The sequence below is a fragment of the Streptomyces sp. NPDC007164 genome, assembly GCF_040634135.1.
Classification (GTDB): Bacteria; Actinomycetota; Actinomycetes; order Streptomycetales; family Streptomycetaceae; genus Streptomyces; species Streptomyces sanglieri.
On sequence record NZ_JBEYFB010000023.1, the window covers coordinates 19,887 to 46,019 of the forward strand.

At 72.1% G+C, this 26,133-nt stretch carries 22 protein-coding genes; 13 read left to right on the top strand and 9 right to left on the bottom strand.

Features of this window, described 5'->3' with window-relative positions; genetic code table 11:
- Nucleotides 1–64: 64 nt before the first annotated feature.
- Complete coding sequence (scy, locus tag ABZ622_RS25645; RefSeq protein WP_360546917.1) at nucleotides 65–3,958, bottom strand: polarized growth protein Scy; 3,894 nt, start codon at nucleotides 3,956–3,958, stop codon at nucleotides 65–67.
- 242 nt (nucleotides 3,959–4,200) lie between these two features.
- Nucleotides 4,201–4,629 carry a methylmalonyl-CoA epimerase gene (mce, locus tag ABZ622_RS25650; protein WP_360546919.1) on the bottom strand — a complete coding sequence of 143 codons (429 nt, stop codon included), beginning with the start codon at nucleotides 4,627–4,629 and terminating at the stop codon, nucleotides 4,201–4,203.
- A 134-nt stretch (nucleotides 4,630–4,763) separates the two neighbouring features.
- Between mce and ABZ622_RS25655 the strand changes: the two genes are divergently transcribed.
- The 4 genes from ABZ622_RS25655 (at nucleotide 4,764) to ABZ622_RS25670 (ending at nucleotide 11,972) form a co-directional block, all read left to right on the top strand.
- Nucleotides 4,764–5,966: an acetyl-CoA C-acetyltransferase gene (locus ABZ622_RS25655; RefSeq protein WP_360546921.1), complete on the top strand. Its 1,203-nt coding sequence runs from the start codon at nucleotides 4,764–4,766 to the stop codon at nucleotides 5,964–5,966.
- Nucleotides 5,967–6,022: 56 nt separating this feature from the next.
- The gene (gene meaB, locus ABZ622_RS25660; RefSeq protein ID WP_360546923.1) at nucleotides 6,023–6,982 is read left to right on the top strand and encodes a methylmalonyl Co-A mutase-associated GTPase MeaB; all 960 of its coding nucleotides are present in this window, start codon (nucleotides 6,023–6,025) and stop codon (nucleotides 6,980–6,982) included.
- A 192-nt stretch (nucleotides 6,983–7,174) separates the two neighbouring features.
- Entirely contained in the window at nucleotides 7,175–9,646 is a 2,472-nt protein-coding gene (locus ABZ622_RS25665; protein ID WP_360546925.1) for a serine/threonine-protein kinase, read from the top strand.
- 25 nt (nucleotides 9,647–9,671) lie between these two features.
- Entirely contained in the window at nucleotides 9,672–11,972 is a 2,301-nt protein-coding gene (locus ABZ622_RS25670) for a protein kinase (RefSeq protein ID WP_360546927.1), read from the top strand.
- A gap of 21 nt (nucleotides 11,973–11,993) precedes the next feature.
- Here the strand turns inward: ABZ622_RS25670 and ABZ622_RS25675 are convergent, their stop codons facing one another.
- On the bottom strand, nucleotides 11,994–12,614 hold the full coding sequence (locus ABZ622_RS25675) for a PepSY domain-containing protein (RefSeq protein ID WP_360546929.1): 621 nt from the start codon (nucleotides 12,612–12,614) through the stop codon (nucleotides 11,994–11,996).
- 119 nt (nucleotides 12,615–12,733) lie between these two features.
- Between ABZ622_RS25675 and ABZ622_RS25680 the strand changes: the two genes are divergently transcribed.
- Together ABZ622_RS25680 and ABZ622_RS25685 are read left to right on the top strand one after the other, a co-directional pair.
- Complete coding sequence (locus ABZ622_RS25680; protein WP_360546931.1) at nucleotides 12,734–13,396, top strand: response regulator transcription factor; 663 nt, start codon at nucleotides 12,734–12,736, stop codon at nucleotides 13,394–13,396.
- Nucleotides 13,393–14,853 carry a HAMP domain-containing sensor histidine kinase gene (locus ABZ622_RS25685; protein ID WP_360546933.1) on the top strand — a complete coding sequence of 487 codons (1,461 nt, stop codon included), beginning with the start codon at nucleotides 13,393–13,395 and terminating at the stop codon, nucleotides 14,851–14,853. Before ABZ622_RS25680 ends, ABZ622_RS25685 begins: the two co-directional genes overlap by 4 nt.
- A gap of 17 nt (nucleotides 14,854–14,870) precedes the next feature.
- Here the strand turns inward: ABZ622_RS25685 and ABZ622_RS25690 are convergent, their stop codons facing one another.
- The 4 genes from ABZ622_RS25690 to ABZ622_RS25705 form a co-directional block, all read right to left on the bottom strand.
- Entirely contained in the window at nucleotides 14,871–15,347 is a 477-nt protein-coding gene (locus ABZ622_RS25690; RefSeq protein ID WP_360546935.1) for a MarR family transcriptional regulator, read from the bottom strand.
- Nucleotides 15,348–15,472: 125 nt separating this feature from the next.
- A complete protein-coding gene (locus tag ABZ622_RS25695; protein WP_360546937.1) occupies nucleotides 15,473–16,237 on the bottom strand; it encodes an AIM24 family protein in 765 nt (254 codons plus the stop codon).
- Nucleotides 16,234–16,884, bottom strand: a complete 651-nt coding sequence (locus ABZ622_RS25700; protein WP_266912068.1) for an AIM24 family protein — start codon at nucleotides 16,882–16,884, stop codon at nucleotides 16,234–16,236. The genes ABZ622_RS25695 and ABZ622_RS25700 overlap by 4 nt, the downstream gene beginning before the upstream one ends.
- Complete coding sequence (locus ABZ622_RS25705) at nucleotides 16,884–17,516, bottom strand: AIM24 family protein (protein ID WP_360547083.1); 633 nt, start codon at nucleotides 17,514–17,516, stop codon at nucleotides 16,884–16,886. The genes ABZ622_RS25700 and ABZ622_RS25705 overlap by 1 nt, the downstream gene beginning before the upstream one ends.
- Nucleotides 17,517–17,763: 247 nt before the next feature.
- On the opposite strand from ABZ622_RS25705, the gene ABZ622_RS25710 reads away from it, so the two are divergent.
- Both ABZ622_RS25710 and ABZ622_RS25715 read left to right on the top strand, forming a co-directional pair.
- Nucleotides 17,764–18,111, top strand: a complete 348-nt coding sequence (locus tag ABZ622_RS25710; RefSeq protein WP_360546939.1) for a DUF3817 domain-containing protein — start codon at nucleotides 17,764–17,766, stop codon at nucleotides 18,109–18,111.
- A complete protein-coding gene (locus ABZ622_RS25715) occupies nucleotides 18,108–18,401 on the top strand; it encodes an MTH1187 family thiamine-binding protein (protein ID WP_360546941.1) in 294 nt (97 codons plus the stop codon). Before ABZ622_RS25710 ends, ABZ622_RS25715 begins: the two co-directional genes overlap by 4 nt.
- Nucleotides 18,402–18,458: 57 nt before the next feature.
- Here the strand turns inward: ABZ622_RS25715 and ABZ622_RS25720 are convergent, their stop codons facing one another.
- The gene (locus tag ABZ622_RS25720; protein WP_360546943.1) at nucleotides 18,459–19,454 is read right to left on the bottom strand and encodes a DUF5937 family protein; all 996 of its coding nucleotides are present in this window, start codon (nucleotides 19,452–19,454) and stop codon (nucleotides 18,459–18,461) included.
- Between the two features lie 77 nt (nucleotides 19,455–19,531).
- On the opposite strand from ABZ622_RS25720, the gene ABZ622_RS25725 reads away from it, so the two are divergent.
- From ABZ622_RS25725 to ABZ622_RS25740, 4 genes are all read left to right on the top strand, one after another.
- Complete coding sequence (locus tag ABZ622_RS25725; protein ID WP_360546945.1) at nucleotides 19,532–20,866, top strand: MFS transporter; 1,335 nt, start codon at nucleotides 19,532–19,534, stop codon at nucleotides 20,864–20,866.
- 10 nt (nucleotides 20,867–20,876) lie between these two features.
- The gene (locus ABZ622_RS25730) at nucleotides 20,877–21,386 is read left to right on the top strand and encodes a MarR family transcriptional regulator (protein WP_360546947.1); all 510 of its coding nucleotides are present in this window, start codon (nucleotides 20,877–20,879) and stop codon (nucleotides 21,384–21,386) included.
- A 64-nt stretch (nucleotides 21,387–21,450) separates the two neighbouring features.
- The gene (locus tag ABZ622_RS25735) at nucleotides 21,451–21,783 is read left to right on the top strand and encodes a DUF3817 domain-containing protein (protein ID WP_360546949.1); all 333 of its coding nucleotides are present in this window, start codon (nucleotides 21,451–21,453) and stop codon (nucleotides 21,781–21,783) included.
- Nucleotides 21,784–21,883: 100 nt separating this feature from the next.
- Nucleotides 21,884–23,584, top strand: coding sequence for a methylmalonyl-CoA mutase family protein (locus tag ABZ622_RS25740; protein ID WP_360546951.1), 1,701 nt, complete (start codon nucleotides 21,884–21,886; stop codon nucleotides 23,582–23,584).
- Nucleotides 23,585–23,642: 58 nt separating this feature from the next.
- On the opposite strand, the gene ABZ622_RS25745 is transcribed toward ABZ622_RS25740, so the two are convergent.
- Nucleotides 23,643–24,272: a TetR/AcrR family transcriptional regulator gene (locus ABZ622_RS25745; RefSeq protein WP_360546953.1), complete on the bottom strand. Its 630-nt coding sequence runs from the start codon at nucleotides 24,270–24,272 to the stop codon at nucleotides 23,643–23,645.
- A gap of 318 nt (nucleotides 24,273–24,590) precedes the next feature.
- On the opposite strand from ABZ622_RS25745, the gene ABZ622_RS25750 reads away from it, so the two are divergent.
- A complete protein-coding gene (locus tag ABZ622_RS25750; protein WP_360546955.1) occupies nucleotides 24,591–25,568 on the top strand; it encodes a tetratricopeptide repeat protein in 978 nt (325 codons plus the stop codon).
- The last annotated feature ends 565 nt before the right edge of the window (nucleotides 25,569–26,133 follow it).

Below are 26,133 nucleotides of genomic sequence, written 5' to 3' on the forward strand. Positions count from 1 at the left end.
CCCGCAACTCTTGCCACTCGGAGGGTTGAACGTTCCTGACGGAGCATGGGAGATGGCAAGGCGACTACCCCTCGGACGACTTGCCACTCGATCGAGTGCCCGCCGAGGCGCCGGCCTTGACGCCGCCGGCGGAACCGCCCGAGCCCTTGCCGCCGCTACCCGGCGTCTCGAAGGACTCCAGCGCCTCCAACACGTCCTGGACACGGGAGATCTCGGTGTTGATGTCCTCGCGCCGGCGCACCAGCAGATCGAGCTCGCGCTTGCCGTCGTCGACCGTACGCTTCGCCTCGACCTCGGCGTCGGCGCGCAGTTTCTCGGCCTCGCGGACCAGCGTGGCCTTCTTCTGCTCGGCCTCCTTCAGCAGCGACTCGGCCCGCTTCACCGCGGCGATCCGGACCTTGCTCGCTTCCGAATTGGCGTCCGCCAGCAGCTCCTTGGCCTTGGCCGCCGCCTCGTCGCGCTGCTCCGTCGCCGCCTTCATCAGGTTGTCGACGCGCTCGCCCGCCGTCTTCATCTGCTCGGACGTCTCCCGCCGGGCGCGGTCGTGCAGCTCCTCGATCTCGCCCTCGATCCGGGCCCGCAGCTCCTCGGCCCGCTCCCGGATCGCCGTGGCGTCCCGGCGCGCGCCGACCAGCAGCTCGTCCGCGTCCGTACGGGCCCGCTCCACCAGGGAGTTGCCCTCGACCGTCGCCTCCGAGGTGATCCGCACGGCTTCCTTGCGGGCCGCGCCGACCATCGTGTCGGCCTGCTTCTCGGCCTCGGTGGCGGCGCGCAGCGCCTCCTCCCGGGCCTTGTCGACCAGCTGATCGGCCTGCTCCGCGGCATCGGCCCGGCGCTTCGCCGCGGCCTCCCGGGCCTCGTCGAGCAGCCGGTCCGCCTCCTGGCGGGCCTCCGCGCGCATCTGCTCGGCCGCCGACTCCGCCTCGGCGCGCAGCCGCTCCGACTCCTCGCGGGTGCGGGCCGCGTGCTCCTGCGCCGAGCCGACGGTGGCCGCCGCCTCCGCCCGCATCCGCTCGGCCTCGTCCACGGCCTCGCCCGACAGCCGGGCCGCCCGCTGCTTCGCGTCGTCGACCAGCGTGGTGGCCTGCTGGGTCGCCTCTTCCACGAGCCCGGTGGCCTGCCGGGTCGCCTCCTCGACGAGCCCGGCGGCCCGCTGCGTCGACTCCGTACCGAGCCGCTCGGCCTCGCTCGTCGCCTCGCCCACCAGCCGGTCGGCCTGGGTGGCGGCGTCGGAACGCATCCGGTTGGCGTCCTCGCGGGCCTCCGCGCGGCTGCGCGAGGCGTCCTGCTCGGCCGAGGCCAGCGCGTCGGAGGCCTCGGTGCGCATCCGCTGGCTGTACTCGGCGGTGTCCGCCCGCAGCCGCTCCGACTCGGCGATCGCGTCCGCCACGGTCCGCTCGGCCATCGCCTTCGCGGCCTCGGACTCCTCCCGCGCCTCCCGGCGGATCCGGGACGCATCCTCACCGGCCCGCTCCCGCTCGGCGTGCGCGTCGGTGCGGACCCGGTCCGCCTCCTCCTGCGCCTCGGACTTCGTCCGCTCCGCGACATGCTCGGCGGTCGAGCGCAGCCCGGCGATCTCCGCCTCGGCCTGCTCCTGCAGCCCGCTGACCGAATCCCGCACCTGCTGGGCGGTCTGCTCGGCCGCGGAGACCAGCTCCGTCGCCCGGCCGTCCGCCTCCTCGACCAGCCGCTGGGCCTCGGCCTGCGCCTGCTCGACCCGCTTGCGGGCGGAGGCGAGCAGTTCCTCGCTCTGCTCGCGGGCCCGCTCCCGCTCCTGGTTCGCCTCGGTGCGCGCCGCGTCGAGGGTCTCCTCGGCCTCCCGGCGCCGCCGGTTCGCCTCCTCCTGGGCGGCGGCCAGCGCCTCGGCGGCCTCCGTGCCCACCCGCTCGGCGGCGGCGGCGGCCTCCGACCGCACCCGGTCGGCGCTCTCCTGCGCCTCCGACTTGAGCCGCTCCGCCTCGGCGGCGGCCTCGGAACGCAGCCGTACGGCGACGGACTCGCCCTCCGCACGGGCCTGCGACGCGTCCGCCACGGCCTCGTCGCGCAGCCGCTCCGCCTCGGTCTCCGCCTGCTCCCGCAGCGTCCGGATCCGCTCGGCGGCCTCCGCGCGCAGCCGCTCGGACTCCTCGTTCGTCTCGCGCCTCAGGCGCTCCGCCTCGGCGCGCGCGTCCGTGAGCGCCTGCTCGGCGCCGGCGACCCGGGTCTCGGCCTCGGTGTGCAGCCGGGCCAGTTCCTCGGCCGCCTCCGCCTGCCGGGCCGCGACCGCGCGCCCGGTCTCCTCGCGCAGCTCCACCGCCGCCTGCTCGGCCGCTGCGGTGGTCGAGGAGGCCTGCTCCTCGGACTCGGTACGCAGCCGCTCGGCCTCGGCGCGGGCGCGCTCCAGGGCCTCCTCGGCCTGCTTGCGCAGCGTGGCGGCCCGCTCGGCCGCCTCGCTGCGGACCCGCTCGCTCTCGGCGCCCGCGGTGGACCGCAGCTCCTCCGCGTCGGCCTTCGCCTTGGCCAGCAGTTCTTCGGCGGTCTTCGCGCCCTCCTCGATCTGCTGGACCGCCTCGCGGCGGGCCTCGCCGCGGATCCGCTCGCCCTCCGCGACCGCCTCGGAGCGCAGCTGCTCGGCCTCGCCGCGCAGCCTGCGGGCCTCCTCCTGGAGCTCGACCGTCTTGGCCCGGTACTCCTTGGTGTCGTCCTTGGCCGCACCCTTGAGCTGGTCTGCCTGCTCGGCGGCCTCGCCGCGCAGCCGGTCCGCCTCGGCCTCCGCCTCGCGGCGGATCCGGTCGGCCTCCTCGCTCGCCGCCCTGGTGGTTGACCTGGCGTCCTCGGACGCCTTGGTCAGTACCTCCTCGGCGCTCCTGGCGGCCTTGGCGAGCTGGGCCGCGGCGTCCTCGGCGGCGGCCGTGCGGGCCTGCTCGGACGCCTCGGACTTCAGCCGGTCCGCCTCGGCGCGGGCATCGGCGAGCGCCTGCTCGGCCTCCGCCTTGAGCGTCTCGGCGTCCTTGGTGGCCTCGCCGACCAGCCGGGCGATCTCCGACTTGGCGGTCCGGGTGCGCTGCTCGTTCTGCGACTCGGCGGCGGCCAGCCGCTTGACCGCGGCCTCCTTCGCCTCGGCGGTGACCTTCTCGGCCTCCAGCCGGGCCTCGCGCAGCTGGGTCTCGGCCTCCTGCATGCGCTGTTCGGCGGCCCGGTTCAGCTCGGCGGTCTGCTGCCGGGTCTGCTCGGTCTCGGCCGACGTCGACGTACGCAGCCGCTCGGCGTGGCTGGTGGCCTCCTGCGCCTGGCCGGCGGCGGCGTCCAGCAGCCGCTCGGCGTCCTTGCGGGCGCGCAGCAGGATCGCCTCGGCCTCGGTGCGGGCCGTCTCCGCCTCGGAACCGAGCCGCTGCCGGGTCTCCTCCGCCAGCCGGCTCGCCTCGGCGCGCGCGGCGGACAGGGACTGCTCGGCCTCGGCCCGGGACTCCTCCAGCAGCCGGCGGGCCTGGGACTCCGTCCGGGCCCGGAGCTGCTCGGCCCAGGCGACGTTCTCGTTGACGTGGGACTCGACGGTCTGGCGGCGCTCCGCCAGCTCCTGGTCGAGCCGCTGGCGCCGCTGCACCGCCTCGTTGTGCAGCTCGGCCTGGAGCCTCGCCTGGTGCTCGGCGTGCTCCTGGAGGATCCGCTGTGTCTGCGCACGGGCGTCGCGGAGCTCCCGCTCGGCGTCGGTCCGCAGCTGATCCGCCTGGATCTGGGCGTTACGGAGCAACTGGTCGGCCTGATAACCGATGTCCGCGCTGTCGTACGCGGGACGGGTCGCGAGATTGCGCCGAGCCTCGTGCAGCTTGGCGCGCAAGACCTCGACCTGGTAGCCGAGGTCCTCGGCGTGCTGGACGGCCTTCTCCCGGTCGGTCTTCAGCCGGTCCATCTCGGCTTCGAACCGCGAGAGATGGTCGTCGTCAGCTCGGTGGCTCTCCTGGCGTTCGTAGCCCCGCACTGCGCGGTCCCATCCTTCCCCGAGCTCTCAACTTCTTCCCCAGACTCGCAACTTCGTTCGAGCAGGGGATGCCCCGCTGAGCAGGGGAGACCCCAACCCTGGTCGCGACACTCCAACGAGTACCGTCCACCGCTGAACGGTCCCCCGGGGAATGGTGACAGATCAACGGCTGGGGACGCGGCGCGGCCCCGACCCGGCCCCGGCCCGGAACAGCCCACTCTACCGGGCCGGGTATCCGGAGGTCAGTGCTCCGCAGCGGACGTGACCAGTTCGGTGAGCACGCCGTGGCAGTCCTTGGGGTGCAGGAAGGTGATCCGGGACCCCATCGAACCCTTCCGGGGCTCCTCGTACAACACCCTGACCCCCTTCTCCCGGATGTCCGCGGAATCCGCGTCGACGTCCGCGGTGCCGAAGGCGATGTGGTGGACGCCCTCCCCGTTCTTCGCCAGCCACTTGCCGACGGCCGAGTCCTCCCGGGTCGGCTCCAGGAGCTGGAGGTAGGAAGCGCCGCCGTCGGACGTATCGTTGATCTTGAGCATGGCCTCCCGTACGCCCTGCTCCTCGTTGATCTCGGAGTGGTACACCTCGAACCCGTAGGTGGACCGGTAGAACTCGACTGTCTTGTCGAGGTCGAAACAGGCGATCCCGATGTGGTCGATTCGCGTCAGCATGGAACCAGTGCAGCGCCACACGGATGGTTACGCAACGTGCGCGCCGTCACACCCGCTGCCGGATGACGGGCGGGGTACCGCTCAGTACATTCAAGTAAACCCTCGTTCACTCCTCATCCCAAGGGGCGCCCCTCATGTCTGGAACGACCGGTACCACCTCAGTGATCGTCGCGGGCGCGCGTACGCCCATGGGCCGCCTGCTCGGCTCGCTGAAGAGCTTCTCCGGCGCCGACCTCGGCGGCTTCGCCATCAAGGCCGCGCTGGACCGGGCCGGCATCGGCGGCGACCAGGTCGAGTACGTGATCATGGGCCAGGTGCTGCAGGCCGGTGCGGGCCAGATCCCGGCCCGCCAGGCCGCGGTCAAGGCGGGCATCCCGATGAACGTTCCCGCGCTCACCGTGAACAAGGTGTGTCTGTCCGGGCTCGACGCGATCGCGCTGGCCGACCAGCTGATCCGCGCCGGTGAGTTCGACATCGTCGTGGCCGGCGGCCAGGAGTCCATGACGAACGCCCCGCACCTGCTCCCGAAGTCCCGCGAGGGCCACAAGTACGGCGCGATCGAGATGCTCGACTCCATGGCGTACGACGGTCTGACCGACGCCTACGAGAACATCCCGATGGGTGAGTCCACCGAGAAGCACAACGCCCGCCTCGGCCTGAGCCGCGCCGACCAGGACGAGATCGGCGCCCTCTCGCACCAGCGCGCCGCCGCCGCCCAGAAGAACGGCCTCTTCGAGGCCGAGATCACCCCGGTCGAGATCCCGCAGCGCAAGGGCGACCCGGTCCTCTTCGCCAAGGACGAGGGCATCCGCCCGGAGACCACCGTGGAGTCGCTGGGCAAGCTGCGCCCCGCGTTCGCCAAGGACGGCACGATCACCGCGGGCACCTCCTCGCAGATCTCCGACGGCGCCGCCGCGGTCGTCGTGATGAGCAGGGCCAAGGCCGAGGAGCTGGGCCTGGACTGGATCGCCGAGATCGGCGCCCACGGCAACGTGGCCGGGCCGGACAACTCGCTCCAGTCGCAGCCCTCCAACGCCATCAGGCACGCCCTCAAGAAGGAGGGCCTGGAGGCCGGCGACCTCGACCTGATCGAGATCAACGAGGCGTTCGCCGCGGTCGCCGTCCAGTCGATGAAGGACCTCGGCGTCACCCCGGACAAGGTCAACGTCAACGGCGGCGCCATCGCGCTGGGCCACCCGATCGGGATGTCCGGCGCCCGGGTGGTGCTGCACCTGGCGCTGGAGCTGAAGCGGCGCGGCGGCGGCACCGGCGCGGCGGCGCTGTGCGGCGGCGGCGGGCAGGGCGACGCACTGATCATCCGGGTTCCGGGCAAGTAACAGGCAGTACGCGGTACACGTGGAGCACGAGCACGAAGCGAGTGAACGGAGCGGTGATGGTGGACGTCCCCACCCTGGTCGAGCAGGCACGTGCGGGCCGGCCGCGGGCCGTGGCCCGGCTGATCTCACTGGTGGAGGGGGCGTCGCCGCAGCTGCGCGAGGTGATGGCGGCCCTGGCGCCGCTGACCGGCAACGCGTACGTCGTCGGCCTCACCGGTTCACCCGGTGTCGGTAAGTCGACATCGACGTCGGCGCTCGTCTCGGCGTACCGGCGGGCCGGCAAGCGGGTGGGTGTGCTGGCCGTCGACCCGTCCTCGCCGTTCTCCGGCGGGGCGCTCCTCGGCGACCGGGTCCGGATGTCGGAGCACGCCTCCGACCCGGGCGTCTACATCCGCTCCATGGCCACCCGCGGCCATCTGGGCGGCCTCGCCTGGTCGGCACCGCAGGCGATCCGGGTGCTGGACGCGGCGGGCTGCGAGGTGATCCTGGTGGAGACGGTCGGCGTCGGCCAGTCGGAGGTGGAGATCGCCTCCCAGGCCGACACCTCCGTGGTCCTGCTGGCACCCGGCATGGGCGACGGCATCCAGGCGGCGAAGGCCGGAATCCTGGAGATCGGCGATGTGTACGTCGTCAACAAGGCCGACCGGGACGGCGCGGACGCCACCGCGCGCGAGCTCAACCACATGCTGGGCCTCGGCGAATCGCGCGGCCCCGGCGACTGGCGGCCGCCGATCGTCAAGACGGTCGCCGCCCGGGGCGAGGGCATCGACGAGGTGGTCGAGGCGCTGGAGAAGCACCGGGCGTGGATGGAGGAGCACGGTGTGCTCGCCGAGCGGCGCGCGGCCCGCGCGGCCCGCGAGGTCGAGACCATCGCCGTCACCCGGCTGCGCGAGCGCATCGGTGACCTGCACGGCGACCGCCACCTCGGCGCGCTCGCCGAACGCATCGTGGCGGGCCGCCTCGACCCGTACGCGGCGGCCGACGAGCTGGTGGCGGGGCTCACCGGCGAGGGGTGAGCCGGACGCGGTTCGGCCGGGCGGGACCGGGGCGGCGTGCGGGCCGCTCCCGGTCCCGCCCCGTCATTTCTCCCGGTCCCGCTCCGTCATGTCCGGCCGACGCTGCCGGAGGTGACGTGTCCGTGGCAGGATTACCGCCGGATACGGGTACGGGATGCCGCCGATCCATGCGTAACGACGGGGGAGTGGCGCATGTTGGGACCGCTGCGGGAGGACTCGCCGAGACGGATCGGTCCGTACGGTGTACGGGCCCGGCTCGGCGCGGGCGGAATGGGAGAGGTCTTCCTCGGCGTCCACGACGGCGGCGGCGACCCGGTCGCCGTCAAGACCGTCCGCCGCGACGTAGCCCGTGACCCCGGCTTCCGCAGCCGCTTCCGCCGCGAGATCAGCGTCGCCCGGTCCGTCTCGGGCCCCCATCTCGCCCTGCTGCTCGACGGGGACGCCGACGCCGAGGTGCCCTGGCTCGCCACCGGATACGTGGCCGGGCCGACCCTCTCCGCCGCGGTCCGCCGGGCGGGCGCGATGGACGAGGCCGAGGTACGGATGCTGGGCGCCGGACTGGCCCGCGCCCTGGCGGCCGTCCACGCGGCGGGGATCGTCCACCGCGACGTGAAGCCCGGCAACGTGATGCTCGCGGCGGACGGGCCGCGCCTGATCGACTTCGGGATCGCCCGCGACTCCGGCGCGACCCCGCTCACCACCACCAGCCGCATGGTCGGCAGCCCGGCCTTCATGTCCCCGGAACACGTGGCGGGCAGCGGACGCGTCGTGCCCGCCTCGGACGTCTTCTGCCTCGCCTCCGTGCTCTGTTACGCCGCCACTGGACGCGACCCCTTCGGCGACGGCCCGGTTGCCGCCGTGCTCTACCGGGTCAAGTACGTCGAGGCCGATCTCGACGGCGTACCGCAGGCGCTGCGGGCCGTACTGGACCGCTGCCTGGTGGCGGACCCGGCCGCCCGCCCGGCCGCCGCCGAACTCGCCGGGCTGCTGGACCCCGGCGCGGCCGAGCGGTGGCCGGACCCGGTGGCGCAGCACATTGCCGAGCACGGGCGCGAACTCGCCCGGGTCGTGGCGCTGGGCCACCCGCTGCTGCCGGGGTACACGCCGACGGAGGTGGCTGCCGACGGCCACCCGGCGCCACACCAACTGCCCACCCAGGGAACCGACTTCACCCCGGGCCTGCATATCGCTCCCACCCAGGGGCCCGGCCTCGCCCCACCCCGGCGCCGCTCCCGGCGCGTGCTGGGCGCCGCCCTGGCCGCGCTGATCGTGCTGGGCGCGGCGACCGGGGGAATCCTGGCCTGGCGCGACAACCGGAAGGCCCCCGAAGAAGCCGCGCGCGGGGGCGGTGCGCCCGCCGCCCGCATCGTGGCGGGCGTGGACGAGAACGGCGGCCCGGATGCCTCGGGCACGGTTCCGTACGGCCGGGATGTCCGGCCTGCGGGGTGGAAGAAGTCCTGGAAGGGGAAGTTCACGGGGTCGCCGATCGGCTGTTCGGCGGGCCGGGACGTGGTGGTCTGCCGAAAGGTGGACGGCACGTACGAGGCGTTGTCGGCGGCGGACGGGCACCGGTTGTGGACGCTGGACGCGGGGGAGACCACCCGCTCGGCGGGCTGGGGGCCCCGTGGACAGTTCTTCATGCCGGCCGGTGCCACCCGTCCCACCGTGTACGACGACACCGTCCTGCTCGCGGCAGGTGACCGGCTGCAGTCGCTGGACGCACGGACCGGCAAGCTCCGCTGGGAGGCCCGGTCCGGCGGCGCGCACAACTTGGAGAGTGCGCCGCTCGTGGCCGACGGCCTGGTCTTCGCCTCCACCGCACCGACGTTCGACAATGCGTCCCTCGCTGCCTACGACCTGAAGACCGGTGCCGAGAAGTGGCGAAAGCCGCTGTCCCCGCAGGGCGTCTCCAACGCCCAGGGCGGCAACTTCTGGCCGGTCGCCACCGCCGGCGGCGTGGTGTACGCCATGGGCGAGGAGGCGCCGAAGGCTTTCCGGCCGAAGGACGGCACCCTGCTCGGCACAGCCGGTGGCGAGGCCGTTCAGGGGGCCGGCGAGCCAACCAACTCAGGGTGCGGGAACCTCCGGGTGCGTGGTGGCTCCGCCTTCTGTACGGCCTACTTCACCAACGACGACCCTTCGGGCTTCGGTAGGGACAGGCACCTGCTGCGCTTCTCGGCGGGGACGCTCAAGTCGCGGGGGCAGGTGCCGGTGAACCCCGCGCTCGTTGCCGAGGCAACGCTCACCGCGTTGGACGACCGGGTGATCACGTTTCGCAGGAGCGGCGAAGACGTGCACGACGAACTCGTGGTCGTGAGCGGCGACGGCGGTCGGATCCTCGGCAGGTTCCCGCTCGGCGGGAAGCCGGCACAGGGCATGAGCAACCCGGTGTCCGCCCCGCTGATCGTTGCCGACACATTGGTCTGGGCGGACAGCACAACGCTTTACACGGTTCCGATCCGCGCCGACGGATCCCTGGGGCCACAGTCCAGGACCCCGGTTCCGGGCGCTCCTGGCCCGACCAGGACACCGACCTACGACAGCGTCACCAACGGCATCGACCTGGAGCAGGAACTGCTCGACCCCCAGGTGCTGCCGGTCGGCGGCGTCGTGCATGTCGTGTACGACGACGGCACCGCGGTCTCCGTACCGCTGCCCGAATGAACGAACCGTTTGAGGGGACCGCGAAGTGATCGAGCCGCTTCCGCCCGGCCGCGCCCGGCTGATCGGCCCCTACCAGCTGCTCGGACTGCTCGGCGCGGGTGGCATGGGCGAGGTGTATCTGGCCCGGCCCGCCGGTTCGGCGGACCCGCTCGGCGGGCTGGTCGCGCTGAAGACCGTACGGGCCGATCTCGACCTCGACGACGGCTTCCGGATCCGTTTCCGGCGCGAGATCGACGCGGCGGGTGCCGTGCGCAGCCCGCACACCGCGTCTCTCGTCGGCGGTGACGCGGGCGGCCGGCTGCCCTGGCTGGCGACGGAGTACGTTCCCGGCCCCTCGCTCGCCGAGGCGGTGATCCGCGGCGGGCCGATGCCCGAGCCGGTGGTGCGCGAGATGGGCGCCGGTCTGGCTCACGCGCTCGCCGACATGCACGCCGTGCGCGTACTCCACCGCGACCTCAAGCCGGGCAATGTGCTGCTCGGCGCCGATGGGCCGAAGGTGATCGACTTCGGGATCGCCCAGGCTTTCGACGCCACCCAGCTCACCCGCACCGGGGTCGTGGTGGGCAGCCCCGGCTACATCTCGCCGGAGCACGTCAACGGCTCACGGGCGCTGGTACCGGCGTCGGACGTCTTCTGCCTCGGCGCGGTGCTCGCCTTCGCGGCGACCGGGCGGGGCCCGTTCGACGACTCCGACATGGCTGCCGTGATCTTCCGGATCGCCCAGGGCGAGGCCGAACTCTCCGGCGTACCACCACAGTTGCGCGCCGTGATCGAGGAGTGCCTGCACAGCGACGCCGGGGCCCGGCCGACACCTCGGCAGCTGGCCGACATGCTGCTGCCGGAAGGCCGGGCGGTCGGGGAGCCCTTCCCCTGGACCGATGCGATCCGGGGGCAGCTCGCGGCGCACGCGGCGGGGGCGCGCGCCGTAGTCGCGGCCGCCGCGCCGTCGGCCGCCGCGCCTCCGGTCCCGTCCGGTGCTCCGCACCCCGGCGGGCCCGTCCTCGCCCCGACGCCGGTCGTGCCGGTGGCCGCACCGGGGGAGCGGCAGGGCAACAGGGGGCTGTGGATCGCGTTGGCGGCAGTGGCCACGGTGGTGTGCGTGGTGCTGGGGGCGGTCCTGCTGCCGGGGCTCTTCGAGGGTGAGGGCGGGGGCGACGACAAGGCGGGCGGGGCCGGTGGTGGCGGCGCGCAGCCGACCGCTTCGGCCTCCGACGCCGTGCGGACGAAGGCCGGGCCGGCCGTCATTCCGGGCGCGGACGCGGGTCGTACCGGTGATTTCGGGACGGCTGCCGCGGATGTCTCCGGGAAGCCCGCGGGCTGGCAGCCGTGGCACGTCAGGATCGCGAACGGCCGCGTCGAGTGCGTGATCGCGGGCACCTCCCTGGTCTGTGGCGGACCGGAGCGGATCACCACGCTGGACGCGGCGAACGGCAAGCAGCGGTGGCAGACCGGGCCAGGAAGGGCGGGCACCGGACCGGCCTCGGTGGCCGCAGTGATCGGCACCACCGTCTACGCCTTCGACGACGGTGCCCTGGTGGCGCTCGGCCTCGCCGACGGCACCGAGAAGTGGCGCGAGCCGCTGGCGGGCGGTGCACGGGTGACCGACTCCGTCCAGTCGGCCGGAGTCCTGTACTACGCCACCAGGACCACCGGCACGGGTGCGGGCCGGATCTTCGCCCACCGCCTCACCGGCACGCACACCCGCAAGTGGGACGAGCCGTGGGACGACCCGGCCGACGAAGGGGAACTGCTCCTCGCCGACGGTCGGCTCGTCGCGGTCGGCGATGCCGTCACCATCCTGAAGAGCACGGACGGGGCGCGTTCGGGGAGCACCGGGCCCGGGGACGTCACCTGCCGCACGCCGGTCCTGAGGGGAAGGGCGCTGCTCTGCACGGGGCCGAGCGGTCTGACGGTCGTCGATGTGACCGCCCCGCAGAACCGCCGGATCGTCGCCGACGGAGTGGACATCGCCTATCGGCCCGCTGTCACCCGGGACGGCACAGTCGTGCTGAGCACCGAGGAACGGGTGTATGCGTTCGGTCTGGCGGACGGGCGCCAGAGCTGGGCGACGCCCGAGGCGGTGGACTACTCGGGCGCACCGGTCATCGTCGGCGACCACGCCTACCTCGTCACGGAGAACTTCCTGGAGTCCTACGAGTTCACCCCCGGTGGGCAGGACATCCCGGTCGCGACCAAGCGGTACAACGGCTGGCCGGAAGAATCCACCGACGGGGTTCCCCCGGGAAGCGTCTCCCTTCTCGCGAAGGGAGACGTGCTCTTCCTGAGCTTCGAGGACGGAAGAGTTCTCTCCGGTTACGCGCCCTGACCGCCCGCCGGGAAGGCACCCTCAGTCGTCGTCCCCGTCACGGTCGTCGTCCCCGTGGTCGTCGTCCGACCGGTCCACCGTCACCTTGCCCGACTTCGCGTCGACGTTCAGCTCGTGCTTCTTGCCGTCCTTGCCCCGGACGTCGACCTCCCAGTGCGGCGCCTTGCCGCTCCGGTTGTCGTCGTCGTCCAGGTCGACCGACGTCACGGTCCCGGACTGCGCCTTCAGCGCGGCGTCGACGGCCGCGTTCAGCGAGACGGGGGCGGACCGGGGCGCGTACCGGTCGCGGTCGTCGTCACCGCCGTCGTCACCGTCGTCGGAGGTGTGCTTGCCGAGCACCTTGCCGTTGCCCGCGTCCACCGTCACGTCGTGCCAGACCTTGTCGGAGCCGTACACGTCGAGCTCCCAGACGAGTCCGCCGTCCTCGTCGTCCAGCTCGGCCTCGGTGACCGTGCCGGGGACGGCCTTGAGGGCGGCCGTGACCGCTTGCGCCACGCCGGTCCGGGCGGTGTCACCGCTCTTCACGCTGGACCGGGCCCCGCGGTCGTGGCTGTCGTCGTCCGCGAAGGCGACCGCCGTGGCGGCCGAGCCGCCGACGAGCACGGCGGCGGTGACTGCGGCGATGACGAACTTGCGCTTCATGAGGGTTCCTCCCCGATCGGGTGGCCGGTTTCGACGGGATCCACAGTGCCGGGGTGATGCTGAACGCAGCCTGAAGCCACCTGAAGCCGTCTTCAGGTTCGGTTTGCGACCCTGTGCGTATGCGCCTGTTGATCGTGGAGGACGAGAAGCGGCTCGCGAGGTCCCTGGCCGCGGGGCTCACCGCCGAGGGCTTCGCCGTGGACGTCGTGCACGACGGCCTCGAAGGGCTGCACCGCGCGGCCGAGGGGACGTACGACCTCGTCGTCCTCGACATCATGCTGCCCGGGATGAACGGCTACCGGGTCTGTGCCGCGCTGCGCGCCGCCGGGCACGAGACGCCGATCCTGATGCTGACGGCGAAGGACGGCGAGTACGACGAGGCGGAGGGCCTGGACACGGGGGCCGACGACTACCTGACCAAGCCCTTCTCGTACGTCGTGCTGGTGGCCAGGATCCGGGCGCTGCTGCGGCGCCGGGGCGGCGGCTCCGCCTCACCGGTGGTCACCGTCGGCGCCCTGCGCATGGACACCGCCGCCCGCCGCGTCCACCTCGGCGAGGCCGAGATCACCCTGACCACCAAGGAGTTCGCGGTGCTGGAACAGCTCGCGCTGCGGTCCGGGCAGGTGGTGAGCAAGGCGGACATCCTCGAACACGTCTGGGACTTCGCCTACGACGGCGACCCGAACATCGTCGAGGTGTACGTGAGCACGCTGCGCCGCAAGCTCGGTGCGGCCGCCATCCGCACGGTGCGCGGCGCCGGGTACCGGCTGGAGGCGCTGTGAGGTCGGTACGGGCCAGGGCCGCGCTCGGCGCCACCGTGGTGGTCGCCCTCGCCCTGATCGGCGCCGGGCTCTCCGTGCTCCTGGTACTGCGCGCCAACCTGACCGGCCAGGCGGGGCTCCAGGCCGAGGTGGTGGCCCGGGAAGTGGCCGGGCAGCTCGCCCTCGACGTGCCGTACGACCGGCTGGAGACGCGCGACGAGGAGGACCATCCGGTCCAGGTGACCGACGAGGACGGGCGGATGGTCGCCGTCTCCAAGGACCTCCGGGCCATCTCCGGCACCGGCACGGACCGGGTCACCCCGGACCCGTCACCGGCCGCCGGGCAGTCCGGCGGCGGGAGCGGCGATGACGACGGGAGCGACGACGACGCGTACGACGACGACCGCGGCGGCACCCCGGGCCGCGGTGAAGTCGACTCCGACGAACCGGACTTCGCCAACGGCACCGCCACCGTGGACGGCGAGACGGCCGACTACCGTTTCGCGTCCGTGCGGGCGACGACCTCCGCCGGGGTGACCCTGACCGTCCACGCGGGCGCCCCGCTGGCCGCCGAGCAGGAGGCCGTGGGCACGGTGCGCGGCGCGATGCTGATCGGGCTGCCGTTGCTGCTGCTGGTCGTCGCCGGGGTGACCTGGCTGGTGACCCGGCGGGCGCTGCGCCCGGTCGAGGGGATCCGGCGCGAGATGGCCGCGATCACCGCGTCCGAGGACCTGAGCCGGCGGGTGCCGGAGCCCGGCTCGCGCGACGAGGTCGCCCGGCTGGCCCGGACCACCAACGAGACCCTGACCGCCCTGGAGGCCTCGGTGGAGCGGCAGCGGCGGTTCGTCGCGGACGCCTCGCACGAACTGCGCAGCCCGATCGCCTCGCTGCGCACCCAGCTGGAGGTGGGGGCGGCCCATCCGGAGCTGCTGGACGTGCCGGGCGCGGTCGCCGACACCGTACGGCTCCAGGCGCTGGCCGCCGATCTGCTGCTGCTGGCCAGGCTGGACGCGGGGGAGCGGCCGGGGCGTACGGTGCTGGACCTGGGTGCGCTGGTCCGCGAGGAGGTCTCGCAGCGCGGCGGCGACCGGATCCCGGTGACGGTGTCCGTGCCGGACTCCGGGGGACTCGAAGTGGCCGGATCGCGCGGGCAGTTGGTGCGGGTGATCGGCAATCTGCTGGACAACGCACAGCGGCACGCGCGGAGCGCGGTGACCGTCTCGGTGCGCCCGGCGGAGCGCGGTGACGTGGTGGTCGCCGTCACCGACGACGGGGCGGGGGTGCCGCCCGAGGAGCGCGAGCGGATCTTCGAACGTTTCGTGCGGCTCGACGACGCCCGCACCCGGGACGACGGCGGCGCGGGCCTCGGCCTGGCCATCGCCCGGGACGTCGCCGCCCGGCACGGGGGCCGGCTCACGGTCGGCGACGCACGGGAGGGCGGCGCCCGCTTCGAGCTCCGGCTGCCCGGAGCCGGCTGAACGCCGCCCCGTTCCGGTCAGATCTTGCCGCGTCGTCCCCGCAGGTGCTCCGCGACCGGGGTCAGGGCCGCGTGCAGGTTCGCCAGCGCCTCCGGCGTCAGCAGGTCCATGAAGTGCTTGCGGACCGACGCCACATGGTGCGGCGCCACCTTGCGCATCGTCTCCGCGCCGTCCTCGGTGAGGACCGCGTACAGACCGCGCCGGTCGGACTCGCAGTTCTCCCTGCGGACCAGGCCGGCGGTCTCCATGCGGGTGATCTGGTGCGAGAGCCTGCTCTTGGACTGCAGCGTCGCGGCGGCGAGATCGCTCATCCGCATGCGCTGGTCCTCCGACTCCGAGAGGTTGACCAGGATCTCGTAGTCGTTGTTGGTCAGTCCGAACGGCTGGAGGTCCTTCTCCAGCTGATGCATCAGCAGCCTGCTGACGTCCAGGTGGGTGCGCCAGGCGCACTGCTCCGCGTCGTTCAGCCAGCGGGTGGCCGTCTCGGTCTCCATGTATGGATTCTACCTAAGAAGTTGAAAGCTGGACGAAGTGGGAGAGTCTGACGGCCGGCACCCGTCCGGAGGCGGGTCCGGGGGCGGGGTGCGGACGGTCGACGTCACACTCCGCAGACTACCGTTCACAACCCGAAGCGGCGCTGGAGGTCCCCGAGCTGGCCGGGCATGCGGGGTGAGGCGCCAGGTTGACCCGCGCCGCCCGGCACCCCGGCGTGCCCCGGCACCGCGCCCGTCGGCTGTTCGGCCATCAGGATCTCGGTCGACTGGAGCAGCACCGTGCCCGCCCCCACGAACTCGAACTGGTGCTCCTCGCCCGAGGCGCCCCCGATGCCGGTCAGCGACCGCAGCCCGCCCAGCACGCCCGTCATGTAGCCGTGGTCGTAGTGGTGGCACGGCGAGGGGCAGTCCGCCCAGCCCACCAGGGCCTCCGGATCGACCCGCAGCGGCGGCTCCATGAAGACCACCGGGCCGTTGGAGGCGGCCACGAACTTCCCCGTACCGATCAGGGTGAGAAAACCGGGCACGATCGACTGCTTGAGTGCCAGGGTGGGCTGGTAGGCGAGGAGATTGCCCGACCGGATCGTCAGGTTCCCCTCGTCCAGGTCGTAGGAGTTCACATCGAAGGCCCGGTCCGCGAGCAGCATCTTGCCGCTGCCCTCGGCCACCACCCAGTCGCTCGCGTGCAGCGGCGAGTGGAAACTCGTACGGATCAGCCGCTCGAAGCGGCCGTGCCCGATGCCGTTGAAATCGATCCGCCCGTAATAGGCGATCATCTTGCCCTTCTGCAGGAACCACTGGCTCCCCTTGAGCTCCACGCAGAAGGTGTACGAGTTGACGTTGTCGTCCGACGGCAGCGTCATCGGGTCGAAGACCACGGGTGTGCTCACAGCTTCTCCTCCGAGGCCTGTACGTACACCGCGCCACTGCCGCTCAGCTCCAGCTGGAACGCCTCGCCGGAGCCGCGCCCCACCATGTCGCGCCAGCCGAGCGCGGTCGAGAGCTTGTTCCGTACGTCGCCGTGGTGCGCGACGTACGCCTGCGGGTCCACATGCACATCGCGGCCGGGCGTGATCGGCAGTTCGATCACCCCGCCGTGGGCCATCACCGCGACCGCGCCGTGCCCCTGGAGCGTGGTGGTGAACAGGCCCTGCCCGGTCACCTGGCCGCGCACCATGCCCATCACACCGCCCTGGGAGCCCATGAACATGGTGCCCTGCTGGAGCGTCCCGTCGAAGGCGAGCAGCCGGTCGGCCTCCACGTAGAGGGTGTCGCCAGCCAGGTTGATGACCTGGATGTGATGGCCGCCGTGGCCGAACATCACCGTTCCACTGCCCTCGACCGTCATCAGCGGGGTCGCCTCGCCCGCCACCCGCCGGCCGATCATGGACATCACGCCGCCCTGGCCGCCCTGGATGTTCGGGGTGAACGACACCTCGCCGCGGTAGGCGAGCATCGCGCCCCGCTGGCTGTACATCTTCTGGCCGGGAACGACCGTCGCCTCGACCATCTTCGAGTTGATCTCGCGGAACGGCATCAGACATCGCCCCCGATGGTGTTCCGCTCGCTGGGCTGGACGTAGACCACGCCCTCGCCCTCGAACCGGATCTGGAAGGACTCCCCGGAACCCTCGCCGATCAGCGTCCGGAAGTTCACCCCCGACTGGAAGTGCTGCTGGAGCTTGCCCTGGTGGGCGATGTAGGCGCCCGGGTCGACGAACAGCGGGTACTGGGCCGAGACCCGTAGCGCCACCGCCGAGCCGTCCGACATGATCGCCACCTGGCCGGTGCCCTCGACGGTGGTGGTGAACAGGCCGTTGCCGCTCGCCCCGCCGCGCAGGCCGGTGAAGGCGGTGCCGGTGCGCAGCCCGGAGTCGGTGCACAGCAGATTGCTCGCCTCGACGTGGAGCTTGTCGCCGTGCAGCGAGACGAGACTGATCTCGCTCGCGCGGTCCGCGAAGTAACAGGTGCCCTGGCCGGTCACCTCCATCACGGACATCTGCTCACCGGTCAGCCGCCGGGTCACCATGCCGCGCAGCCCGTCGCCGCCGCCGGTCATCTTCTTGAACGTCATCCGGCCGTCGTAGGCGACCATCGAGCCGTTCTTCGCCTTGACGGCGTCACCGGCCAGGTCGACGGCGAGCGTTCTGCTGCCTTGGAGTCGGAACATTGCCACGGAGCGACGTTAACGGCAGGCCCCCCGGCCCGGACAGGGTCCGAAGGAGGATCTCTCGCCCGGAAAGGCCCCTGATACGCATCCGGTACCTGATGCGTACGCAACCGGGACGTATGACCCGGTGCGCACGGTCCCCGGTATCCGGCCCCCGGCGCCGTGGGCCGCCCGCGCCGATGTCACAATGGGGGCGCTTGTGCCCGTATTCACAAGCTGTCACCGTCCTCCCACCGAAGGTGCCCCCGTGGACATCAAGACCGCTACCGCCCTGCACCGGCTGCGCCTCATCTCGATTCCCGAGGCGCTCTCCTTCCCGGCACTGATCATCTTCGGCTCGGTCCTCAGCCGGGTCTCCGACATCGACTTCCTGATGATGCCGCTCGGCATCCTGCACGGCGTGCTCTTCGTGATCTACGCCGTGCTGCTGCTCGACGTCTGGGCCAAGACCAAGTGGCCGCTGAAGCGCGTCGCGCTCTTCTTCCTGCTCGCGCTGCTGCCGTTCGGCGGGCTGTACGGCGACAAGCTGCTCAAGCGCTACGAGGCCGACGGCGTCATCGCCGCCCGCGCCCGCCGCGAAGGCGTGGTCGCATGATCGTCGCGTTCTCGGTCAGCCCGCTGGGTGTCGGTGAGGACGTCGGAGAGTACGTCGCCGACGCCGTCCGGGTCGTCCGCGAGTCCGGACTGCCCAACCGCACGGACGCCATGTTCACCTCCATCGAGGGCGAGTGGGACGAGGTCATGGACGTCGTCAAGCGGGCCGTCGCCGCCGTCGAGGCGCGGGCCGGACGCGTCTCTCTTGTTCTGAAGGCCGACATCCGCCCCGGCGTCACCGGCGGCCTGACCTCCAAGGTCGAGACGGTCGAGCGCTACCTCGCGGACTGACGCCCCGCCGCGCAGTGCCCCCGTGACGAGCTCCCGGCCCCCGGCCGGGGGCTCGTCTCATTCCCGCCCGCCGCGCTCCGGTACCGCCAGGGCGATCCCGAGCGGAGTCCGCTCGTACAGCACCTGATGCCCGTACCGCCGAGAAGTCAGCAGCCCTGCCGCACGCAGCACCGACAGATGCTCCGACACGGAGGACACCGCGAGGCCCAGCCGGTGCGCGAGCGCGCTCGCGCCGGCCGGTTCGTCGAGCGCGTACAGGACGTCGGCCCGGCCGCGTCCCAGCAGCCGGGCGAGGACCTGCGGGGTGCGGTCGGCGGGTTCCGTCCACAGTCCGCCGATGCCGCGCGCCGGATAGACGATCGCGGGCTGCCACGGCGGTTCGAAGCCGCTGACCACGTCCGGCCAGCAGAAGACGCTGGGGATCAGGACCAGCCCCTGCCCGCCCAGTACCCGGGTGTGCCTGCCGTGCGTCCCGATGATGGTGAGCGTCGACTCCGACCAGCTCAGCTGCGGGCTCAGCTCACCCAGCAGCCGCTCGAAGCCGACCGCGGCGAGCCGTCGCGAGTGGTAGGTGATGTCCGCTTCCAGCAGGGCGCGCAGCCGGGGCCAGTGCGGCTCGATCAGCACCCGCCAGGCCTGTTCCAGCAGGTCGGCCAGGTCCCGGACGGTCCGGACGGGATCGGCGAGCATCGCCCGCCCGGCGGGGGAGTGCAGTACCTCCGGCCGGCTCGCCAGCGACAGCGCGATGTCCTGGCGGGCCACCTCCGGATCGATGGACCGCACCCCCGCGATCTCCCCCTCGAAGGTGGTGACCGGACCGGGCGGCGGGCTGAAGAAGTCGGGGCTGTGCCCGTGCCCCGGCATCAGCAACCACAGCGGCCCCAGTTCGAGACCGCCGGCCGCGTCGCGGATCAGCCGGAGCCACGGCAGGTGGTACCCGTGCCGCTCGGGCCGGGCCAGCAGGCGCACGGCCGCCTGGGTCTCGCCGAGCGGTGAGAGCGCGAACCGGCAGCGGAGCAGATCGCTCTCGTCGAGGTGCAGATGGAACGGCAAGCGTGGACCTCCCCCCATAACTTTCGGCGTGCGACGAAAGTCTACGGAGAGCCGCCGTGGCCCCCCAGGCTGCGACCATGCCGTCAGACACCGGAAACCCCGCGGACCTCCCCGCCCCCGACGCGACCGACGTCACCACCTCACCGGCCCCCGTCCCCGCTTCCGGCGGCTACCGTGCCGTCTTCGCCGTGCGGGAGTTCCGGGCGGTCTTCGCCGCGCATCTGCTCTCCCTCCTCGGCGTCGTCGTCAGCGAGCTCGCACTCACCGTCCTGGTGTACGGACTCACCGGCTCGCCCCTGCTCAGCGCCCTCACCTTCGCGCTCGGCCTTCTCCCGTACCTCGTCGGAGGCACCCTCTTCGCCGGGGTCGCCGACCGGTACCCCGCCCGCCGGGTCCTCGTCACCTGCGATCTGATCTGCGCCAGCTGCGTCATCGTGATGGTGCTGCCGGGCACCCCGGTCGGCGGACTGCTCGTGCTGCGCTGCCTGATCGCCGCCGTCTCGCCGGTCTTCACCGGGACACGGATGGCCGCCCTCACCGACATCCTGGGCGAGGGCGAGCGCTACATCCTCGGCCGCTCGCTGCTGCGGATCGTCTCGCAGAGTGCGCTGCTCGCCGGCTTCGGAGTGGGCGGGGTGCTGCTCGCCGCGCTGTCGCCGCGCGGTGCGATCACGATCACCGCGGTGACCTTCCTCTGCTCGGCGGCCCTGCTCCGCTTCGGCACCCGGGACCGCCCCGCCAGATCCGGTGGGGACGACCGAGGCGCCCTGCTGCGGGAGTCGCTCGCCGGAGCCCGCGGCCTGCTCGGGAACCGCAGGATCCGCGCGCTGATGCTGCTCTTCTGGGTGCCCCCGCTGTTCGTCGTCGCACCGGAGGCGCTGGCGGCTCCGTACGCCGACGAGATCGGGGCCGGCCCGGTCGTGCTCGGGCTGCTGATGTGCGCGATGCCCGTCGGCCAGATCGCCGCCGAGCTGTACGTCGGCGCCGCACTGAGACCCCGGCTGCGCGCCCTGGTCGTGCTGCCGGCCGCCACCGCGGGACTGCTGCCCCTGGTGGTGTACGGATTCCGCCCCGGCACGGTCGCGACCGCGCTCGCCCTGGTGCTCGCCGGGGCGGGCGGGGCGTACGTCATCGGCCTCGACCAATGGTTCGTCGAAGCCGTTCCGGAGTCGCTGCGCGGCAGAGCCATGACCCTGCTCACCGCCGGCCTGATGACGCTCCAAGGGGTCGGCATGGCCCTCGCCGGGCTCGCGGCCGAATTCCTCCCCGTGCATCAGGTGGTCGCCGGAGCCGGTGCGGTCGGCGCCCTCTGTGTGCTGCTGCTCGTCCTGGAAGTCAGGAGAACAGCGCCCAACGGTCGGATTCGGACCGAAGTTCGAGACGGGGCTGACCAGCATATGACCAGTGGGTAAGGTCGGTGCCGTGCCGAAGCCGCTCAGTCTCCCCTTCGATCCCATCGCCCGCGCCGACGAACTCTGGCAGCAGCGCTGGGGCCCCGTGCCCTCGATGGGGGCGATCACCTCGATCATGCGCGCCCAGCAGATCCTGCTCGCCGAGGTCGACGCGGTCGTCAAGCCGTACGGACTGACCTTCGCCCGGTACGAGGCGCTGGTGCTGCTCACCTTCTCCAAGGCCGGCGAGCTGCCGATGTCCAAGATCGGCGAGCGGCTCATGGTCCACCCCACCTCCGTCACCAACACCGTGGACCGGCTGGTGCGCTCCGGACTGGTCGCCAAGCGCCCCAACCCCAACGACGGCCGCGGCACCCTCGCGTCCATCACCGAGAAGGGCCGCGAGGTGGTCGAGGCGGCCACCGGGGACCTGGTCGCCATGGAGTTCGGGCTCGGTGCGTACGACGCCGAGGAGTGCGCGGAGATCTTCGCGATGCTGCGCCCGTTGCGGGTCGCCGCCCAGGACTTCGAAGAGACGTAGAACGGCGTTTCGAGAGCCCGGCCCGCTGCAAGATCGCCCCGGCCGTCCGGTTACGCTCGATGCCATGAAACGCAGTGTGCTGACCCGGTACCGGGTGATGGCCTACGTCACCGCCGTCATGTTGCTGGTGCTCTGCACCTGCATGGTCTTCAAGTACGGCTTCGAGACGGGCGAGGGTCTGACGCTCGTCGTCTCGCAGATCCACGGTGTGCTCTACATCATCTACCTGATCTTCGCCTTCGACCTCGGCTCCAAGGCGAAGTGGCCGATGGGCAAGCTGCTCTGGGTGCTGATCTCAGGCACCATCCCGACGGCCGCGTTCTTCGTCGAGCGCAAGGTCGTCCGCGAGGTCGAGCCGCTGATCGTCGACGCCGCCCCCGCGACCGCCAAGGCCTGACCCGGCCGGACCCCGGTCCGCGCCGCCCGAACCGCCCCGTGCGAAGCACCGGGCGGTTTGCCATCGACATTTACTAGGACGTCCTAGTAAATTCGATGGTATGGACGCTGACGCGATCGAGGAAGGCCGCCACCGCTGGCAGGCCCGTTACGACAAGGCCCGCAAGCGTGACGCGGACTTCACCACACTCTCCGGGGATCCGGTGGAGCCCGCGTACGGCCCCCGCCCGGGGGACACGTACGAGGGGTTCGAGCGGATCGGCTGGCCCGGCGAGTACCCCTTCACCCGGGGGCTCTACCCGACCGGCTACCGCGGCCGGACCTGGACCATCCGCCAGTTCGCCGGCTTCGGCAACGCCGAGCAGACCAACGAGCGCTACAAGATGATCCTGGCCGCGGGCGGCGGCGGACTCAGCGTCGCCTTCGACATGCCGACGCTGATGGGCCGCGACTCCGACGACCCCCGCTCGCTCGGCGAGGTCGGGCACTGCGGCGTGGCCATCGACTCCGCCGCCGACATGGAGGTCCTCTTCAAGGACATCCCGCTCGGCGATGTCACGACGTCCATGACGATCAGCGGCCCCGCCGTCCCGGTCTTCTGCATGTACCTGGTCGCCGCCGAGCGCCAGGGTGTCGACCCGGGCGTGCTCAACGGCACGCTCCAGACCGACATCTTCAAGGAGTACATCGCGCAGAAGGAGTGGCTCTTCCAGCCCGAGCCCCATCTGCGCCTCATCGGCGACCTGATGGAGCACTGCGCCCGCGACATCCCCGCCTACAAGCCGCTCTCGGTCTCCGGCTACCACATCCGCGAGGCCGGGGCGACGGCCGCGCAGGAGCTGGCGTACACCCTCGCCGACGGCTTCGGCTACGTGGAGCTCGGCCTCTCCCGCGGTCTGGACGTCGACACCTTCGCGCCCGGCCTCTCCTTCTTCTTCGACGCGCACCTCGACTTCTTCGAGGAGATCGCCAAGTTCCGTGCCGCCCGCCGGATCTGGGCCCGCTGGATGAAGGAGACGTACGGCGCGAAGACCGACAAGGCGCAGTGGCTCCGCTTCCACACCCAGACCGCCGGTGTCTCGCTCACCGCCCAGCAGCCGTACAACAACGTCGTACGCACCGCGGTCGAGGCGCTCTCCGCGGTCCTCGGCGGCACCAACTCGCTGCACACCAACGCCCTCGACGAGACCCTGGCGCTTCCCTCGGAGCAGGCCGCCGAGATCGCCCTGCGCACCCAGCAGGTGCTGATGGAGGAGACCGGCGTCGCCAACGTGGCGGACCCGCTGGGCGGTTCCTGGTACGTCGAGCAGCTCACCGACCGGATCGAGGCCGACGCCGAGAAGATCTTCGAGCAGATCAAGGAGCGCGGCACCCGGGCCCACCCGGACGGGCGGCACCCCATCGGCCCGATCACCTCCGGCATCCTGCGCGGCATCGAGGACGGCTGGTTCACCGGCGAGATCGCCGAGTCCGCCTTCCGGTACCAGCAGTCCCTGGAGAAGGGCGACAAGCGGGTCGTCGGCGTCAACGTCCACCACGGCTCGGTCACCGGCGACCTGGAGATCCTGCGGGTCAGCCACGAGGTCGAGCGCGAGCAGGTCCGGGTGCTCGGTGGCCGCAAGGACGCCCGCGACGACGCCCGGGTCAAGTCGGCGCTGGACGCGATGCTGGCCGCCGCCCGCGACGGCTCCAACATGATCGCCCCGATGCTGGACGCGGTACGGGCCGAGGCGACGCTCGGCGAGATCTGCGGCGTCCTGCGCGACGAGTGGGGCAGCTACACGGAGCCGCCCGGCTTCTGACCGGGGCCGGCACGGCCGGGGGCGGGGCGGCGCGGCCGTCCCGCCCCCGCGGCACGCCCTACGCGGAGGCCGCCGCCCCCAGCCCCGTGAGCAGCAGCACGGTGAAGCGCCGGGCCCAGTCCGCGTCCACGGGCTCGGCGCTCACCAGGGCCCGGTGCACGACCGCGCCGGCGATCACGTCGAAGATCAGGTCGGCGGTGGTCGACGCCGCGTCCTCGTCCTGCTCGACGGGCAACTCCCCGCGCTGCTGCGCCCGTTGACGGCCCTGGAGCACCAGCCGCTTCTGCCGGTCCACGATCGAGTCGCGGATCCGGGTCCGCAGCGCCTCGTCGCGCGTCGACTCCGCGACCACCGCCATCAGCGCCGTCTGGGTCTCCGGCCGTTCCAGCAGCGCCGCGAACTGCAGCACCACCGCCTGCACATCGGCCGACAGGCTGCCCAGATCGGGCAGTTCCAGCTCGTCGAAGAGGACCGCGACGGCGTCCACGACCAGCTCGTTCTTGCCCGCCCACCGCCGGTACAGGGTCGTCTTGGCCACCCCGGCCCGCGTCGCCACATCGCTCATCGTCAGCTTCGACCAGCCGAGGTCGACCAGCGACGCCCTGGTCGCCTCCAGGATCGCTTCATCGGCCGCGACACTGCGCGGACGTCCTGTTCGTGGGGGTTTGGGGTGGCTGCGGCTCAGCATGCCGTGACCATACCGGTCAGTAAGTAGAACCGGCCGGTCGCGGTCGCCGTGAGACAGATCACCGATCGCACCTGTGCGCGAGGGGTGGTCGGCAGTTACGCTACGGGTCGTAGCGTAAGGACGACGGCCATGCCGTCGTGACGCCGCAACCGAATGACAGCCACAGGCACCGGGTGGGGACCCGGCGCCGAAAACGGGTCTTTCAGGGGCCCTCGGACCGTGTCTGTCCGTGTACCCCGCACGCCGGCGGGGGCGGCGGACGGGCGCGGTTCCCGTATCGCTTTCCGGATCGGTGCGCCAAGGGGGGAGGATGTACGCATGCAGCCTAGGAACATGTCCATGAGCGGCGTCGTCGACCTCGCCGCGGTGAAGGCGGCCGGCGAGGCCAAGGTGAAGGCGGAGCAGGCCCGTGCGGAGGCCTCCCGGCAGGGTGGTGGCGGTGCCGTGCCGCCGTCCGCCCTGGTGATCGATGTCGATGAGGCGGGCTTCGAGAACGATGTCCTGCAGCGTTCCGCCGAGGTCCCGGTCGTCATCGACTTCTGGGCCGAGTGGTGCGAGCCGTGCAAGCAGCTGGGCCCGCTCCTGGAGCGCCTGGCCCATGAGTACAACGGCCGTTTCGTGCTGGCCAAGGTCGATGTCGACGCCAACCAGATGCTGATGCAGCAGTTCGGCATCCAGGGCATCCCGGCGGTCTTCGCCGTCGTCGCCGGGCAGGCCCTCCCGCTCTTCCAGGGCGCGGCCCCCGAGGCCCAGATCCGCCAGACGCTGGACCAGCTGATCCAGGTCGGCGAGGAGCGGTTCGGGCTCACCGGGATCGTGGTCGACCAGGACGCCGCCGGCGAGAGCGTCGACCAGGCTCCGGCCGAGGCGCCCGCGGGTCCGTACGACGCCCTGCTCGAATCGGCCGTGCGGGCCCTGGACGCCGACGACTTCGCCGGTGCCGTCCAGGCGTACAAGGACGTCCTGTCCGACGACCCGGCCAACACCGAGGCCAAGCTCGGCCTCGCCCAGGCCGAACTCCTCTCCCGGGTCAAGGACATGGACGCCCAGCGGGTCCGCGAGGAGGCCGCCGCGAACCCGGCCGATGTCCCCGCACAGCTCGCCGCCGCCGATCTGGATCTGGTCGGCGGTCATGTCGAGGACGCCTTCGGCCGGCTCGTCGAGACGGTGCGCCGCAATTTCGGTGACGACCGGGACGCCGCGCGGGTGCGGCTGCTGGAGCTGTTCGAGGTGATCGGCCCCGATGACCCGAGGGTCGGCGCCGCGCGGACCGCGCTGGCGCGGGTCTTGTTCTGATGTGACAAGCGGCCGCGGAACCCCGCCGGGGACCGCGGCCGTTTTCGCGGCCGGGCGATAAGAGACGCCTCTGCTTTACCAAATCTTGATAAAGCGAGGGCCTGTTACTCGCAGTAAATCAAGCATCGGGATCTGTCCGCATTGGCGCACCGATACCCCCTTTCGTCCTTCACTTCGACGCCACCGTGTGTGGCCGGGCGGTACCAGCCGGTCCCGCTTCGGTTATCGGGCCGTTACTAGCGAGTAACGAACCCCCTTGTGTCACGGGCGGGAATGCACCACGATCGGCCACGCTCGGTCCAATAACGCCAGCCCGGCTGCCAGTCGGTGCGGCGGCCCTGTTGGGTCCCCACCGAGTGGGCCGGCGGCAGTGGCGCGGGCTCCGGACAGGGGGGTTCCTGTCGTCCGGCAGGGCCTGTCCGATACAGGTTGCGCGAATGCGTGGCCAGTGGTTGTCGCTCGGGGGTGATCGCCGGTGATTCGGACGCGGTTCCTGCCTCCGTCCGCGGGCGCTCTCCTTGCCGAGGACGTAGCACTTCTCCCATCCCAGGACGGGCCCAGGCCC

Bases quoted from the DNA above. Each gene is read 5' to 3' on its own strand.
- mce (WP_360546919.1), bottom strand. From the start codon at position 4,629: ATGCTGACGCGAATCGACCACATCGGGATCGCCTGTTTCGACCTCGAC.
- ABZ622_RS25655 (WP_360546921.1), top strand. From the start codon at position 4,764: ATGTCTGGAACGACCGGTACCACCTCAGTGATCGTCGCGGGCGCGCGT.
- ABZ622_RS25675 (WP_360546929.1), bottom strand. From the start codon at position 12,614: ATGAAGCGCAAGTTCGTCATCGCCGCAGTCACCGCCGCCGTGCTCGTC.
- ABZ622_RS25690 (WP_360546935.1), bottom strand. From the start codon at position 15,347: ATGGAGACCGAGACGGCCACCCGCTGGCTGAACGACGCGGAGCAGTGC.
- meaB (WP_360546923.1), top strand. From the start codon at position 6,023: ATGGTGGACGTCCCCACCCTGGTCGAGCAGGCACGTGCGGGCCGGCCG.
- ABZ622_RS25680 (WP_360546931.1), top strand. From the start codon at position 12,734: ATGCGCCTGTTGATCGTGGAGGACGAGAAGCGGCTCGCGAGGTCCCTG.
- ABZ622_RS25740 (WP_360546951.1), top strand. From the start codon at position 21,884: ATGGACGCTGACGCGATCGAGGAAGGCCGCCACCGCTGGCAGGCCCGT.
- ABZ622_RS25705 (WP_360547083.1), bottom strand. From the start codon at position 17,516: ATGTTCCGACTCCAAGGCAGCAGAACGCTCGCCGTCGACCTGGCCGGT.
- ABZ622_RS25700 (WP_266912068.1), bottom strand. From the start codon at position 16,884: ATGCCGTTCCGCGAGATCAACTCGAAGATGGTCGAGGCGACGGTCGTT.
- ABZ622_RS25665 (WP_360546925.1), top strand. From the start codon at position 7,175: ATGTTGGGACCGCTGCGGGAGGACTCGCCGAGACGGATCGGTCCGTAC.
- ABZ622_RS25725 (WP_360546945.1), top strand. From the start codon at position 19,532: ATGCCGTCAGACACCGGAAACCCCGCGGACCTCCCCGCCCCCGACGCG.
- ABZ622_RS25750 (WP_360546955.1), top strand. From the start codon at position 24,591: ATGCAGCCTAGGAACATGTCCATGAGCGGCGTCGTCGACCTCGCCGCG.
- ABZ622_RS25745 (WP_360546953.1), bottom strand. From the start codon at position 24,272: ATGCTGAGCCGCAGCCACCCCAAACCCCCACGAACAGGACGTCCGCGC.
- ABZ622_RS25735 (WP_360546949.1), top strand. From the start codon at position 21,451: ATGAAACGCAGTGTGCTGACCCGGTACCGGGTGATGGCCTACGTCACC.
- ABZ622_RS25715 (WP_360546941.1), top strand. From the start codon at position 18,108: ATGATCGTCGCGTTCTCGGTCAGCCCGCTGGGTGTCGGTGAGGACGTC.